Origin of the sequence: Paenibacillus ihbetae (assembly GCF_002741055.1) — a bacterium.
GTDB classification, from domain to species: Bacteria; Bacillota; Bacilli; order Paenibacillales; family Paenibacillaceae; genus Paenibacillus_AQ; species Paenibacillus_AQ ihbetae.
On the sequence record NZ_CP016809.1, the window covers coordinates 5,516,449 to 5,530,502 of the forward strand.

The window sequence follows — 14,054 nt, forward strand, 5'->3', positions numbered from 1 at the left end:
GAATAAAAAGCCCTTCTTCTTGGAAAAAGATAGGGCTTTTTTCTTATTGTAAAAAGTCCCAATCTTTAAGAAACTTAGTTTATGTGACATCATGCTGTCTTTTTCTACTTAAGACCTAGATTAGGGCGTACGGATTATGTTTTTTGTCGAAAAAAGAGGATTTAGCTAGGAAGAGTGGAATACTTTTCTGCAAGGTCCAGTCAGGAGGAATGAGCTAGTGAATCTGTTGAACAATAGTTCCTTTCAGCGGCTTCAAGGCGGTTTGGACGCAGCGAATTTGAGAAACAGCGTCATTGCCAACAATATTGCCAACGTGGATACGCCTCATTTTAAGAGATCCGAAGTATCCTTCGAGAGTCTTTTGAAGCAGGAGATGGAAGGAGCTCATCTTACGCTGCAGGGGAGAAGGACGGATCCTAGACATATTCCGATCGGTCCAACCGGCAGCATCCCGAGCGCTTCGATTACGAGTGACAGCAGCAGCTCTATGAACAACAACGAGAATAATGTCGATGCGGACCGGGAAATGGTGCTGCTCGCGGAGAACCAGCTTCGTTACAATTCGTACATACAAGCAGTGAATGAGCAAATTCGCATGATGCGTACAGCGATTGAGGGGAGATAAGGTTCATGAATATTAGCAACGGCTTTTCGATCAATGCATCGGCTCTTACGGCCCAGCGTCTTCGCATGGACGTCATTTCTTCGAACCTAGCCAATGCGGAAACGACAAGGGCCCGGATCGAGAATGGACAAGCGGTTCCGTACCGCCGCAAGACAGTAGTTCTTTCGCCGCAGAGCGAGTCGTTCGAAGGGATGCTTAGAGCCCAGATGAACGGAGAAGCCACAGGCCAAGGGGTACGGGTCGCTGCCGTGAAGGAGGATCCATCTCCGCTTAAGCAGGTATACAACCCGACTCATCCGGACGCGAATGCGGAGGGATATGTCTATATGCCTAATGTGGACGTCACAAGGGAAATGGTGGATATGATCGCGGCTACCCGGTCCTATGAAGCCAACGTGACTGCCATTAATGCATCGAAGGCCATGATTATGAAGGCGCTGGAGATCGGCAGATAGTGTAGGGTAGGTGTTTATATACAGAAAAATTAGGAGGGGAAATCGATGATTCAAAACACAATGTTCCAAGCTTCGGGCGTTTCGCCCCTTCAAATGCGAGAGCAAGCCCCGGCGGCAGAGAAGACTCCAGCCGAATCCATCCGCAGCTTCGGTTCGTATTTGAGTGATGCCTTGAACTCTGTTTCCGCACAGGAACAACAGGCTCATGTCATGAGCGACAAAATGATGATTGGACAAGTCAACGTGGATCAGGCGATGATATCCGCCCAGCAGGCACTGTTGAGCATTCAGCTCACAACACAGGTCCGAAACAAAGTGGTAGAAGCCTATCAAGAGATCATGCGTACGCAAATCTAAATGTTTCTAGCAAAGTTTCGGATGGGGTGACGATGTGAACGAGAGAATCGCCCAATATCGGGATCGAGTAACCCAATATTGGAATCAATTTAGCAAGAAGCAAAAACTGATGTTGAGTGCTACGGTAGCCTTCGTGCTGATCGCACTGGTCGTACTGACGATGCAGTTCTCCAAGACGAAGTACGAGGTGGCTTTCAGGGATTTGAATTCCAGTGATGCCGCCGGCATTATCAGCCACCTGGAATCGCAAGGTATTTCCTACAAGCTGAGCCCGGACGGACGAAGCATCTCCGTACCGAGCACCGAGGCGGCCAGAGTACAGATTGATGTCGGCTCCCAGGGCCTGGTGCAGAACGGAACGATCGGCTTCGAAACGTTCGAGCAAAATGCATCCGCAATCGGCATGACCGATAACGAATTCGAAGTGAAGTATGTAAATGCATTAAACGGCGAGGTTGAGCGACTGCTTGAGAAGATGCAGGGCGTCCAAGATGCCACGGTGCTGCTCAATCTCCCGAAAGAAAGCGTGTTTGCCAAGAACGGCAATGAAGATCAGGCCAGCGCTTCCGTGGTCCTGCATTTCAAACCGGGATACCGGCCGAATCAGGAAGTGATCGACGGTTACTACAACCTGGTCAAGACGGCCATTCCCAACCTCCCGATCGACAATATAACCATAACCAATGACGAAGTTGAACTTCTTGCCACGGCCAAGGGCGGCCAAGGCGGACTGATCGGCAGGGTTGAAGAGAACTTTGCACTGCAGAAAAAATTTGAAAGCGAAGTACGACAGAATGTGCAACAGTTCCTGTCCCAGTACATGGGATCGAGCAAAGTGAACGTACTCGTTGCTTCCAAGCTGAATTTCGATCAGGTACAGAGCAAGGAAAATCTCGTAACCCCCGTCGATGAAGAAGAGATGAAGGGGATCGAGCTCAGCGTACAGGAAATTCAGAAAAATTATACCGGGTCCAGCAGTCCTGCCGGCGGAGTTGCCGGAGTGGGCGAAGAAGCGGTTCCCGGGTATCCGAGCGATTCCGAGAGCGGACAGTCGACGTCGGAAGAGTCGTCGTCCACCATCAATTATGAAGTGAATCGCATTACAAAGGACATTATTGCAAGTCCATATACCGTTAAAGACTTAACCATTAATGTCGCAGTTGAACCACCTGCAGGCCAGCAAACGCTGGACGAAGACACCCGGACGGCGATCCAGAACATTCTCATCAACATTGTGAGAGCTTCGCTTGCTGATTCAGGTACTACCTATACAGACGCACAATTGTCGCAAAAAGTTTCGGTTAATTCACAGGTATTTAATGTAAATCCGGATGAAAATTCGAAAACCGTTCTGTCCCAGCCGGTATTGTGGGGAATCGGCATCGCTGCATTGGCTTTGATCGCGGGAGGCACGTATTTCTTCATCCGCAAACGCAGAAGACAGCAGGAAGAATACGAGGAAGATATTCCGCTTCCGCCGGTGACCGAATTCCCATCGATCAATCTTGAGAGTGTAACGAACGAGAGCCAGGTCCGGAAGCAGCTCGAAACGTTGGCGAAGAAAAAGCCGGATGAATTCGTGAATCTGCTGCGTACATGGCTGGCTGAGGAATAGAGGTGGAAGCATTGGTTAAGGGAAACAACCAACAATTATCCGGGCGCCAGAAAGCTGCAATATTGCTGATTACGCTGGGTCCGGAAGTGTCTGCACAAATATTCAAGCATCTGCGCGAAGACGAAATCGAGCAGCTGACGCTGGAAATTGCGAATGTGCGCAAGGTCGATAGCGGAGAGAAAGATAGCATTATCCAGGAGTTTCACCAAATTTGTCTTGCACAGGAATATATATCGCAAGGCGGCATTAATTACGCGAAAGAAATACTGGAAAAAGCGCTCGGGCAGCAGAAAGCGATGGAGGTTATCAATCGCCTGACCGCAACGCTTCAGGTAAGGCCGTTTGATTTCGCCCGCAAGGCCGATCCGAGCCAGATCCTGAATTTCATTCAGAATGAAAATGCCCAAACGATCGCGCTCGTGCTCTCCTACCTGCAGTACGATCAGGCATCGGCCATCTTATCCTCGCTTCCTCAAGAGAAGCAGGCCGAGGTTGCCCGGCGGGTTGCGGTCATGGACAGCACGTCTCCGGAAGTTATCGCTCAGGTTGAGCGTGTGCTGGAGCAGAAGCTGTCGGCAACGGTAACCCAGGATTACACCAATGCAGGCGGCATCGAGTCGATCGTTCAAATATTGAACGGCGTCGACCGGGGCACGGAGCGGACGATCCTGGATTCTCTGGAAATCCAGGATCCCGAGCTTGCCGAAGAAATCAAGAAGCGGATGTTTGTATTCGAGGATATCGTCAATGTCGACAATCGATCGATCCAGCGCATCATCCGCGATGTCGAGAATGCGGATTTGCAGCTTGCGCTTAAAGTGGCGAGCGAGGAAGTCCGGGATGTTATTTTCCGTAATATGTCCAAGCGCATGGCGGAAACCTTCCGTGAAGAGATGGAGTACATGGGCCCTGTGCGGCTGCGTGACGTGGAGGAAGCTCAGACACGGATCGTAAGCACGATCCGAAGACTCGAAGAAGCGGGCGAGGTTATCATTGCCCGCGGCGGAGGAGATGACATTATTGTCTAACTTGATCAAACCGTCCCACTATACAACGATGGATGTCTTGAAAGAGTTGGATGTAGCGCGTCGTTACGCCGCTCCTGCCGAAGAAGCGCAAGCAGAGCCGGCACCGCCCGCCGCTGCGCCGGCGGTCATGCACACGCTGGCAGAGGCCGAGCGGATCAAGAGTGAAATGCTGCGCGACGCCCAGGAATTTGCCGAACGGCAAATTCGCGAGGCCTCCGAGGAAGCCCAGCGGCTGCTGGCTGAGGCGGAGCAGCAGATCGATGCGTGGTGGAAGGAACGAAGGCTGCAGGATGAGGATCTGTCCGAGACCCTGAAAATCGAGGGATTTAACCAAGGCTATTCCGAGGGAGCTGCCAAAGCCGAGCTGGAAATGAAGGAACTGCTGGAGAAAGCCACGGTCGAAGCTAGCGAGCTTCTGCAGCTTGCCCACCGGGCAAAGGAAGACTTGATCCAAGAAGCCGAGCCGTTTCTGGTCGAGCTGAGCTGCAGCATTGCCGAGAAAATCCTCGATCATCAGCTGACGATTGAACCGGATTTCACCCTGGAGCTGATTCGGAAAAATCTAGCGCGCAAACGGGAGAAAGGCTTGATTTCGCTGTGCGTTGCACCTGAGCATTTTGAGTTCGTGTACGCGGCCAGAGAAGAGCTTTCATTAGCGATCGACTCCCAAGCGGAGCTCCAAATCCTCCCGGATGCGACGGTGAAGGACCGGGGCTGCGTGATCCGTTCGTCTTTCGGAAGCGTGGATGCCCGAATCGATACCCAGCTTGCGGAAATCAAGAAGGAACTGGTGCGCGTCGCCCTCGATGACGAAGAACGGAGAAATCAGGATGAAGAAGCTGAATAGCGCCCGGTATATCGAGCATTTAAAACATTTGGACCCGGTCCGCATAAACGGAAAAGTGACCCAGGTCATCGGCTTGATGGTTGAGTCCGAAGGCCCGGATGCGAGCATCGGGGATGTGTGCTACATCTATCCGTCGAAGCAGTCCAAGCCGCTGAAAGCCGAGGTTGTCGGCTTCAGAGACAATAAGGTGCTGCTGATGCCGCTCGGTGAGCTTCATTCCGTAGGACCGGGATGCGACGTGGTCGGAACCGGGAAACCGCTGAGCGTTCAGGTCGGTTCGGAACTGCTGGGCAAAGTGCTCGACGGCTTGGGACAGCCTCTAGACGGGTCGCTGATCCCAGCCCGTATGCCGCACTATTCAACGCATAACGTTCCGCAAAATCCGCTGAATCGCCCCAGAGTGAAGGAGCCGATCAGCATCGGAGTGAGAGCCATCGACGGCCTCCTCTCGATCGGGAAAGGACAACGGGTCGGCATTTTCGCCGGTTCGGGCGTAGGGAAGAGTACGCTGATGGGCATGATCGCCCGAAATACGTCGGCCGACGTGAACGTGATCGCTTTAATCGGAGAACGCGGGCGCGAGGTGCTGGACTTCATCGAACGGGACCTCGGACCTGAAGGCCTCAAGCGTTCCGTCGTCATCGTCGCTACTTCAGACCAGCCGGCTCTGATCCGTATCAAGGGAGCGTTGATTGCGACGACGATTGCCGAATATTTTCGGGACCGCGGTCTGAATGTAATGCTGATGATGGACTCCGTCACCCGCTATGCAATGGCACAGCGCGAGGTCGGACTAGCCATCGGTGAGCCGCCGGCGATGAGAGGGTACACGCCTTCCGTCTTCGCGAGCCTCCCGAAGCTGCTCGAACGCGCAGGTACCGGTCCCAATGGCTCCATCACGGCCTTCTATACCGTGCTGGTGGACGGCGATGACATGAATGAGCCGATTGCCGATGCGGTAAGGGGGATCCTGGACGGCCATATCGTGCTGAACCGGAGCATCGCCAATAAGGGACATTTTCCGGCGATCGACGTGCTGGCCAGTATTAGCCGCGTGATGAAGGACATCGCTCCGGAAGAGCAGATCGAGGCTTCGGAAAATGTGAAACGCTTGATGGCAATTTATAAAGATTCCGAGGACTTAATTAATATCGGAGCTTACCAGCAGGGATCCAACGCCGACATCGACGAATCCATTGAATACATTCATCGGATATGGGACTTTACGAAGCAGAAAGTGAATGAAAAAACGACGCTCGCCGAGGTTCAGGAACGTCTGATTTCCGAATTTTCAAGGAGATGACTTTGAAGAATGAAATTTCAATACGCATTCCAGAAAATCGTAGACCTGAAGAGTAACGAGAAGACCCAGGCCGAATGGATGCTGTCGAGCGCCATCGGGAAGCTGCAGGCGGAGGAGAAGAGCCTGAACGAGCTGTACCGGTTGCGGGAGCAGATGTATGCGGCCGAGCAGGAAGCCGTTACGCGGTGCGCGGCAATCGCCGAAATCCGCAATATTCAGAGCTATGCTCAGTACTTGGAAGAGTGCATTGAGCGGAAACGGAATGATATTCGGCTCGCCCATGTAAATGTCACGAAGAAGCAGGAGATTTTATCGGAAAAAATGCTGGATGAAAAAGTGTGGTTGAAGGCACGGGACAAATCGCACGAGAAATTTCGGCATGAAAGTCTCCTTCGGGAACAAAACGAGCTGGACGAGCTGGCGACGGTGCGTTTTGCGATCAAAGCCCGATAATGAATCCGCTAAGCAACCGGGTCAAGACCGCGAAGGAGGAATGAACGTGGCAAGAAAAGACATGCCGCTCGATAAAGAAGAATCAAGCGGTGGATTTGAACGGATTTTGCTGATTCTGGTTCCGGCCATCTTTACGATCGTTCTGTTAGGGGCGCTTGCGATCTTCTTTAGAGCCGATGTTCGGGACGGCATGATCGATGTGGCGAACAAAATTCCGATTGTGAAGGATTGGGTTCCCGATCCGGTGCTGACGCCGGAAGAGCAGAAGCTGAAAGAAGCGAAGGAGCAGGAAGAAAGCGCCGAGGCTACGATCGTAGAGCTGAAGAAGCAGCTGGCGGAGCGCGAGGAGACGCTAAACGAGATCACTGAGCAGAAGGCTGCCCAGGAGAATAAAGTGAAAGAGCTGGAAAGCCAGATCGATTCGATGCAGAACCAGAACACGGGCAGCCCGGAGCAGGAGGAAGATCCGTATACGAAGCAGATCCGTGAACTCGCCAAGCTGTATGCCGACATGAGTCCGAGCAAGGCCGCGCCGATCATGCAAAATTTAACCCTTGAGGAAATGGTGCTGATGCTGAGCCAGATGAAGAGCAGCAACCGGGTGGCAATCTTGGAGAAGATGGACCCGAAAACGGCAGCGGAAGCCACGATGATGCTGAAGGATGCCAAACCGTCCGAAGACTTGGCGATCGCGGCGCTGCAATCCCGGATCAAGAAAAATCAAACGGAAGCAGCAAGCAGCAAGACGAGCAGCAGCAACCTGGATAAAAATCAGCTCAATCAGACGTTTGCCGGCATGACGCCAGCCAATGCGGCGGAGCTGCTGATGCAAACCTACAAAATCAGCCCGGCCAAGACCATGACCATCCTGAATACGGTCGATGACGCGACAAGGTCCAGAATCATGAACGCGATGTCCTCGAAAGATCCGGAGCTTGCAGCAAGAATACTGAATCGGCTTATGGGCTCCAAATAAAACGCCAGATCCGCTTTAGGGTCTGAACTTTTCCGGTCACGGGAGAGGAGGTGAATAAGACGATGACGATGACAGTGCAAGGCATGTCCTCTACAATCGGCAGTTCTTCGGTAAGCGGCAAGACGGGCGCTCCAGGCAGTACGGCAGCAGGCGCTTCATTTGATGCGACGCTGACATATCAGATGTCGAGCGCAGGAGGCGGCACCTCCTCGGCTGCTTCGGAGGCAACGGTCAAGCTGGATGGTTTACTGCAAGGCTTGCCGGCCGAAATGAACGAGGCGATGGAGGGATTGCTCGAAATGCTGCAAAGCCTGCTTGGGGAGCTGGATAAGCTGGACCAGGCATTGGCGGAAGACCCTGCCCTTTTGGAGGAGCTCCAGAGCTGGCTTGCTCAAGCAAGCATGGTGTTAAACGGCGCCGGCGTTCTGTCTGAAGGATCAGACGGCAGCGCGGCAATGTCCCCGCTGGCCAAGCATGCGGACACGATGCGTTTTGTCGTTCAGGATACGCTCACGCAGATTAAGGCTTTGGTTAGCAGCGCTGGAAAGCTGAGCGCTGGAACCGAGACCACGGTACACCAGCTGGTCCAGTCGTTCCACAGCTTGATGGGCAGCAGCACAGGTAATGTCAAGCCGGCGGCCGAACATGCGAGATCTTCTCATCAAGCGGCAAACGGCTTCGGACCCGCCACTGAGGCGACTGCAGCGGCAGCCGCGACGGCTGGAAGAACACAGTCCGCAAATGCAGCGCCGGCACCTGGTCCGATAGCCGGTCTCCAGCAGAATACAAGTCAAGGCGGGGAAATATCCGCTAAGGCTGAATCGACTGGAAGCGGCGAAGCATTGATCCCTGAACACGGTACCGTAACCGCCGGACAGCTCGCGCTTCGCGCAGGCAACCAGGTAGCGGTCAAACCGGCAGCACCACCCGTGCCAGTTGAGCGGTTTGCCAATGAAATGACTTCCTTCATTATAAACAAGCTCGAAATCGTAAAGCAGCAAGGCTTCACGGAAGCGAGAATATCGCTTAATCCGGAGCATTTAGGTCAAGTGGATATCAAATTAACGATGCAAAACGGCCAACTCATCGCCCAATTTATGACCGCCAAGGCGGATGCAAGAGAGCTGATCGACCAGCAAATGGCGCAGCTTCGCACCGCGCTCGTGGCTCAAGGGCTTCAAGTCGATAAAATCGAGGTTACGCAGAGCAGTCAGCCTTCCACTACCAATTTCTATCAGGACGGACGCCAGTCAGGCTCCGGTCAGCAGCAGTCCCAGCAGCGCTCGAAAGGAAAAGATACCCCTTCGGATGACGCCCTACTGGCTGCGAGCTTGACGGAAGAATGGCATGATTGGATTTCCGAAATGCAGGCCGAGGAAGGAACTGTTCAAGGCGGAACATTTACGGCGAAAGTTTAATGGCGAGGGGGTGAACTCGAATGGCAACGAATCCAGTATCCACAAGCAACATGTGGCCGAACTATTCAAAAGGCAATGTCAGTAACAAAGGCGGTAAGGAGCAAGAGCTGGGAAAGGATCAGTTTCTAAGCATTCTGATTACACAGCTGCGGCACCAAGATCCGCTCCAGCCGATGCAGGACCGTGAATTTATCGCCCAGATGGCCCAATTCACCTCCCTTGAGCAGCTGATGAACATCAATACGCAGCTAACGGCGATGAGTCAATCCCTGGGATCCGCTTCAAGCCTGATTGGCAAAGAGATCAGCTGGATGGAAAAATCGGTCAATACCGATGATCTCACGTGGACGGAAACGCCGAAGGACGGTACGGACTCGCTTGTCATGAAGACCGGAATCGTGGAGTCGATCATCGTGCGGGACGGCGTTCATTACGCCAAGGTTGGCAGCAGCGAAGTGCTGCTCAGCGATATATTGAGGGTTGAGAATCCGGCTGCCGAGTCCAAGGGGCCTGATCAGGGAGGAGCTGAGGCCGGTGCGGCTGACGCGCTTGCTTCTGAGCCGGAACCTGCCCATGCAGCTGAGCCGGAATCCGTGCAATCGGATACGGATGCCCCTTCGGCCGGAGGGAATGCGCCATGAGTGATCGAATGATGATCGGCCATTTGTACCCCGGAAAATTGCATCCGGCCGCGCTGTCGCCCGAGCGGCGAACGGCATCGGCTTCATCCGATGCACCAAAGGGCAACTTCAAGGAGCTGTTAAATGAAAATCTGCTCCGCATCAGCAACCATGCAGCAAAGCGGCTGGAGCAGCGAGGGATCGAAATCAAGGGTGACCAGCTCGTCCAGATCCAGAGCGCGATCGAAAAAGCCGCGGCGAAAGGCAGCAAGGAATCGCTGATCCTGATGAAGGATATGGCGCTCATTGTCAATATTCCGAACCGGACGGTGGTCACGGCAATGGATGGCAACGCCATGAAGGACAATGTGTTCACCCAGATCGACAGCGCAGTCATTATTTCATGATCTACTGGCTGGCCCGTCAGGAAGCCAGGCGGCCGCTGACCGACAGAAGCGGCCCATATAAGAAGGAGGATGAATCCCTGTGTTAAGATCCATGTACTCCGGTATTTCCGGGATGAGAGGCTTTCAGACCAAGCTGGACGTAATCGGCAACAATATTGCCAATGTCAATACCGTTGGATTTAAGGCTGGACGGGTTATGTTTAAAGATATTCTTAGCCAGACGGTATCCGGCGTGACGCCGGGAACGGACGATCCGACAGGCGGCGTCAATGCCAAGCAGATCGGCCTGGGCGTAACGATCGGCTCGATCGATACCCTGCATACGCCGGGCAGCGCCATGGTGACCAACACCCCGACGGACTTGCGTATCGACGGGGACGGATTTTTTATGGTCAAGCTGACCGATGACCAGGAAGTTCCGTTCCTGACGCGGGCTGGCGATTTCCATATCGACGTTGCGCGGAACCTTGTCACGTCTGACGGTTTTCTCGTGCTCGACTCCGGCGGCGAGCCGATCACGCTGGAGGATGATGTAACAGCGTTCACGATCGCTCAGAACGGGGCCATCATCCAGAAGATGAGTGACGGAACAACGGCGGAAGGCGCGATTATCGGGGTAGCAAAGGTACCGAACCCTGAAGGCTTGGAGAAAATCGGCGGCAATCTGTATCGCGTGACGCTGAACGCAGTGCCGGAAGGCGATCTTGAACCTTACATGTTCGAAGGCAATAACGCAGAGGAAGGCACCGGCGCGATCATTTCGGGTCAGCTAGAAATGTCCAATGTGGACCTGACGGGCGAGTTTTCCGAAATGATTGTGGCGCAGCGCGGCTTCCAGGCCAATTCACGGATCATTACAACCTCCGACGAAGTGCTCCAGGAAGTTGTTAATTTGAAACGATAAGGTTGGATTAGGGGGGGATTCTCCCTCCCTTTTCGTAAACAAGGAGGCAGTCCATGATATCGGTAACGAGGTTAAACGGGTCGCAGATGTGGCTTAACGCACTGCTGATCGAAATGGTTGAAGAGACTCCGGACACCTATATCACATTGATTAATGGAAAACGATTGATTGTGTTGGAAAGTGCAAATGACATCGTAGCTTCCATTAAAGCGTATCATCACGAGGTTGGCATTCATCAAGCAACCATTAAAGTGCAGCAAATGGAGGAACCTTCATGAAAAAGATGCTTCCCTGGTTAATTACGATTCTGTTGTCCATCACATTGATCGTGCTTGCGATATTCTTGTTGTCCGACAAGCTGACGGAGGAACCGAAAACCGCTTCGGCCAGCGATGAGCCTGCCGCTGTGAATCTGTCGGCGGACGAGATCGTGGAGATGACATCGGAGATAACCGGCATTAAGACGAATTTGGCGGATCCGCAGTACATTGCCCAGATGGCTTTTGCATTTCAGTTAAGCGACAAGAAGGCTAAGGCGGAATTCGACAAAATCAAGGAAATCAAAATCAAACCGATCATTATCAAGACGTTAGCCGACACAAAGCCCGAGCTGTTAAACGATTCGAAGGGCCGCGAACAGTTTACGGCCAAGCTGCAGAATCTGATCAACAAGTCGTTAACGTCCGGCAGATTGATTCAAATCGATATGACCGATGTGCTGATCGCCGGAATCTAGACCGTTCGTCGGATGACCTGTAAGGGGGTGAGTAGATGGTTGATGTATTATCGCAGAATGAGATCGACGCCCTGTTGGCCGCGCTCTCTTCCGGTGAGATGGATGCGGAGGAGCTGAAGAAAGAGGAGACGCAGAAGAAGATTCGTTCTTATGATTTCAAAAGAGCGCTTCGCTTCTCGAAGGACCATATTCGCAGCTTGACACGTATCCATGAAAATTTTGCACGTTATCTTACAACATATTTCTCGGCACAGCTGCGTACTTTTGTGCAAATCAATGTGGTGCAGGTTGAACAGCTCCCATACGATGAGTTCATACGCTCCATACCGAAAATGACGGTGCTCAACATTTTTGAAGCTGAGCCGCTCGAAGGGCGCATGGTGCTTGAGGTTCACCCAAACATCGCCTACGCGATGCTGGACCGCCTGCTGGGAGGAACCGGAGTCGCCCCGTCCACGATCAACTCGATGACCGAAATCGAGACCATTATCATGGAACGGATTTTCAGCCGGGCTTTCGACAGCCTCAAGGAGGCTTGGAAGACGGTGCTGGATATTTCTCCGCGGCTTGAGGCGCTGGAAACGAATCCGCAGTTTATGCAGATCGTTTCCCCGAACGAAACCATTGCGCTGATCTCGCTGAGCACCAAAATCGGCGATACCACGGGAATGATCAATCTCTGTATTCCCCATGTCGTGCTGGAACCGATCATGTCCAAGCTGTCCGCGCATCAGTGGTTCATCTCTGAGAAAAAAGCCAGAATTCCCGAGGAAGTGGACGCGCTTAAGCAGCGGGTCAGCAAAGCCCAGCTTCCGATCGTTGCCGAGCTTGGCGTTTCCCAGCTGACCGTCTCCGAGTTTTTAGGACTCTCGGTCGGGGACGTTATTTCGCTGAACAAGCCGGTGCATGACGGGTTATCCATCAAGGTCGGCGACAGACTGAAGTTTATTGGCAGTCCCGGAACGGTAAAGGACCGGGTTGCTGTACAAATCGATGAAATTGTCATCGAAGGAGCTGAAGAATTTGACGAGTAAAGATTATTTATCCCAGGAAGAAATCGACGCCTTGCTGAAGCAGTCGGAAATGGCATCGGATCCTTCTTCTTCGGCGGCTACCGTAGATGATGTATTGACGCCACTGGAGCAGGATGCGCTAGGGGAGATCGGTAACATTACCTTTGGCAGCGCCGCAACGGCGTTGTCCACGCTCCTCGGCAAGAAAGTGGATATTACGACGCCGAGAGTGTCCATCATCAAGCGAAGCCAGTTTGAGGAGGAGTTTCCAAAGCCGCATGTTGCCGTACACGTCACGTATGTCGACGGCTTCGAGGGCATTAACTCTCTCGTGATCAAAACTCGCGATGCCCAGGTGATTGCAGACTTGATGCTGGGCGGAGAAGGCAACCCCGAAGAAGGGGAATTGAACGAAATCCATATCAGCGCCGTTCAGGAAGCGATGAACCAGATGATGGGCTCTTCCGCGACGAGCATGTCCACAATATTCAACCGGTTTGTCAACATCTCGCCGCCGGGCATCGATATCTTGAACATGGTGAGCGGAGAAGGCGTCAACAATCTGCCGCAGGACGAAACCTTGATCAAAATTTCGTTCCGCCTGATCATCGGCGACCTGATTGATTCGACCATCATGCAGCTGCTCCCGGTACACTTCTCCAAAGATATGGTTCGCATGCTGATTAACGGCACGGATGAGCCACAGCCGGTGCAGCAAGAGACCGCGGCGGCAGTAGAGGCACCGGCTCCGGCGCAAGAACCGGCAGCTCAGCCTACGCAGCCGCCCGCTTATGCGCAGGATGCCGGAAATGCACAGGAAGAGGCTCATTATGGCTACAATGCGGCCATGCATCCCCAAGGAGGACCTGCTCCGAACGCGATGCCGTATGGACAGCCGCAAATGCCGCCGCAGACGGGTCCGCAGCATTACGGAGGCATGCACGGCCGGAATGTGAACGTGCAGCCGGTGCAATTCGCCAATTTCCAATCGGCGCCCTATCCGCAGGTGGATGAAAACAATCTGAACTTGCTGATGGACATTCCTCTTAAGGTCACCGTAGAATTAGGAAGGACTCAGAAGCAAATTAAGGATATCCTGGAAATGTCCCAGGGTTCGATTATCGAGCTGGACAAGCTGGCGGGCGAGCCTGTGGACATCCTGGTCAATCACAAGCTGATTGCCAAAGGCGAGGTTGTCGTCATCGATGAGAACTTTGGCGTACGTGTAACGGATATCGTGAGCCAATGGGACCGAATTCAAAAATTACAATAGCACAAACATTTAGGGAGGATTTTT

General features: G+C 53.0%; 17 protein-coding genes. All 17 read left to right on the forward strand.

The features are described from left to right. Positions 1 to 217 precede the first annotated feature (217 nt). Complete coding sequence (gene flgB / locus BBD41_RS24820) at positions 218 to 625, forward strand: flagellar basal body rod protein FlgB (protein WP_099479223.1); 408 nt, start codon at positions 218 to 220, stop codon at positions 623 to 625. A gap of 5 nt (positions 626 to 630) precedes the next feature. Beyond that, positions 631 to 1,080, forward strand: coding sequence for a flagellar basal body rod protein FlgC (flgC, locus tag BBD41_RS24825; protein ID WP_099479225.1), 450 nt, complete (start codon positions 631 to 633; stop codon positions 1,078 to 1,080). Between the two features lie 45 nt (positions 1,081 to 1,125). Next, positions 1,126 to 1,437 carry a flagellar hook-basal body complex protein FliE gene (gene fliE / locus BBD41_RS24830; RefSeq protein WP_099479227.1) on the forward strand — a complete coding sequence of 104 codons (312 nt, stop codon included), beginning with the start codon at positions 1,126 to 1,128 and terminating at the stop codon, positions 1,435 to 1,437. 34 nt (positions 1,438 to 1,471) lie between these two features. Beyond that, positions 1,472 to 3,052 (forward strand): flagellar basal-body MS-ring/collar protein FliF, encoded by a 1,581-nt coding sequence (fliF, locus tag BBD41_RS24835; RefSeq protein ID WP_099479229.1) that lies wholly within the window; start codon positions 1,472 to 1,474, stop codon positions 3,050 to 3,052. An 11-nt stretch (positions 3,053 to 3,063) separates the two neighbouring features. Continuing rightward, positions 3,064 to 4,080: a flagellar motor switch protein FliG gene (gene fliG, locus BBD41_RS24840; protein ID WP_007128757.1), complete on the forward strand. Its 1,017-nt coding sequence runs from the start codon at positions 3,064 to 3,066 to the stop codon at positions 4,078 to 4,080. Beyond that, entirely contained in the window at positions 4,073 to 4,927 is an 855-nt protein-coding gene (locus BBD41_RS24845; protein ID WP_077567124.1) for a FliH/SctL family protein, read from the forward strand. Before fliG ends, BBD41_RS24845 begins: the two co-directional genes overlap by 8 nt. Next, positions 4,911 to 6,230 (forward strand): flagellar protein export ATPase FliI, encoded by a 1,320-nt coding sequence (gene fliI / locus BBD41_RS24850; RefSeq protein ID WP_077567123.1) that lies wholly within the window; start codon positions 4,911 to 4,913, stop codon positions 6,228 to 6,230. Before BBD41_RS24845 ends, fliI begins: the two co-directional genes overlap by 17 nt. Before the next feature lie 9 nt (positions 6,231 to 6,239). Further along, on the forward strand, positions 6,240 to 6,683 hold the full coding sequence (gene fliJ / locus BBD41_RS24855) for a flagellar export protein FliJ (protein WP_077567122.1): 444 nt from the start codon (positions 6,240 to 6,242) through the stop codon (positions 6,681 to 6,683). Positions 6,684 to 6,729: 46 nt separating this feature from the next. Continuing rightward, on the forward strand, positions 6,730 to 7,659 hold the full coding sequence (locus BBD41_RS24860) for a MotE family protein (RefSeq protein ID WP_077567121.1): 930 nt from the start codon (positions 6,730 to 6,732) through the stop codon (positions 7,657 to 7,659). Between the two features lie 62 nt (positions 7,660 to 7,721). Next, positions 7,722 to 9,077 (forward strand): flagellar hook-length control protein FliK, encoded by a 1,356-nt coding sequence (locus BBD41_RS24865; protein ID WP_099479231.1) that lies wholly within the window; start codon positions 7,722 to 7,724, stop codon positions 9,075 to 9,077. Positions 9,078 to 9,097: 20 nt separating this feature from the next. Continuing rightward, positions 9,098 to 9,718, forward strand: a complete 621-nt coding sequence (locus BBD41_RS24870; RefSeq protein WP_099479233.1) for a flagellar hook capping FlgD N-terminal domain-containing protein — start codon at positions 9,098 to 9,100, stop codon at positions 9,716 to 9,718. Then, on the forward strand, positions 9,715 to 10,104 hold the full coding sequence (locus BBD41_RS24875; RefSeq protein WP_099479235.1) for a TIGR02530 family flagellar biosynthesis protein: 390 nt from the start codon (positions 9,715 to 9,717) through the stop codon (positions 10,102 to 10,104). The genes BBD41_RS24870 and BBD41_RS24875 overlap by 4 nt, the downstream gene beginning before the upstream one ends. A 79-nt stretch (positions 10,105 to 10,183) precedes the next feature. Then, a complete protein-coding gene (gene flgG, locus BBD41_RS24880) occupies positions 10,184 to 11,008 on the forward strand; it encodes a flagellar basal body rod protein FlgG (RefSeq protein WP_077567117.1) in 825 nt (274 codons plus the stop codon). A gap of 53 nt (positions 11,009 to 11,061) precedes the next feature. Then, positions 11,062 to 11,286: a flagellar FlbD family protein gene (locus tag BBD41_RS24885; protein ID WP_007128748.1), complete on the forward strand. Its 225-nt coding sequence runs from the start codon at positions 11,062 to 11,064 to the stop codon at positions 11,284 to 11,286. After that, positions 11,283 to 11,744, forward strand: a complete 462-nt coding sequence (locus BBD41_RS24890; protein ID WP_077567116.1) for a flagellar basal body-associated FliL family protein — start codon at positions 11,283 to 11,285, stop codon at positions 11,742 to 11,744. Before BBD41_RS24885 ends, BBD41_RS24890 begins: the two co-directional genes overlap by 4 nt. Before the next feature lie 35 nt (positions 11,745 to 11,779). Further along, a complete protein-coding gene (fliM, locus tag BBD41_RS24895; RefSeq protein ID WP_099479237.1) occupies positions 11,780 to 12,778 on the forward strand; it encodes a flagellar motor switch protein FliM in 999 nt (332 codons plus the stop codon). Next, positions 12,768 to 14,030 carry a flagellar motor switch phosphatase FliY gene (gene fliY / locus BBD41_RS24900; protein ID WP_099479239.1) on the forward strand — a complete coding sequence of 421 codons (1,263 nt, stop codon included), beginning with the start codon at positions 12,768 to 12,770 and terminating at the stop codon, positions 14,028 to 14,030. The genes fliM and fliY overlap by 11 nt, the downstream gene beginning before the upstream one ends. Positions 14,031 to 14,054 lie beyond the last annotated feature (24 nt).

Coding starts and splice junctions, on each gene's coding strand:
- flgC (WP_099479225.1), top strand. CDS start 631: ATGAATATTAGCAACGGCTTTTCGATCAATGCATCGGCTCTTACGGCC.
- fliE (WP_099479227.1), top strand. CDS start 1,126: ATGATTCAAAACACAATGTTCCAAGCTTCGGGCGTTTCGCCCCTTCAA.
- fliI (WP_077567123.1), top strand. CDS start 4,911: ATGAAGAAGCTGAATAGCGCCCGGTATATCGAGCATTTAAAACATTTG.
- fliJ (WP_077567122.1), top strand. CDS start 6,240: ATGAAATTTCAATACGCATTCCAGAAAATCGTAGACCTGAAGAGTAAC.
- BBD41_RS24865 (WP_099479231.1), top strand. CDS start 7,722: ATGACGATGACAGTGCAAGGCATGTCCTCTACAATCGGCAGTTCTTCG.
- BBD41_RS24870 (WP_099479233.1), top strand. CDS start 9,098: ATGGCAACGAATCCAGTATCCACAAGCAACATGTGGCCGAACTATTCA.
- BBD41_RS24875 (WP_099479235.1), top strand. CDS start 9,715: ATGAGTGATCGAATGATGATCGGCCATTTGTACCCCGGAAAATTGCAT.
- BBD41_RS24885 (WP_007128748.1), top strand. CDS start 11,062: ATGATATCGGTAACGAGGTTAAACGGGTCGCAGATGTGGCTTAACGCA.
- BBD41_RS24890 (WP_077567116.1), top strand. CDS start 11,283: ATGAAAAAGATGCTTCCCTGGTTAATTACGATTCTGTTGTCCATCACA.
- fliM (WP_099479237.1), top strand. CDS start 11,780: ATGGTTGATGTATTATCGCAGAATGAGATCGACGCCCTGTTGGCCGCG.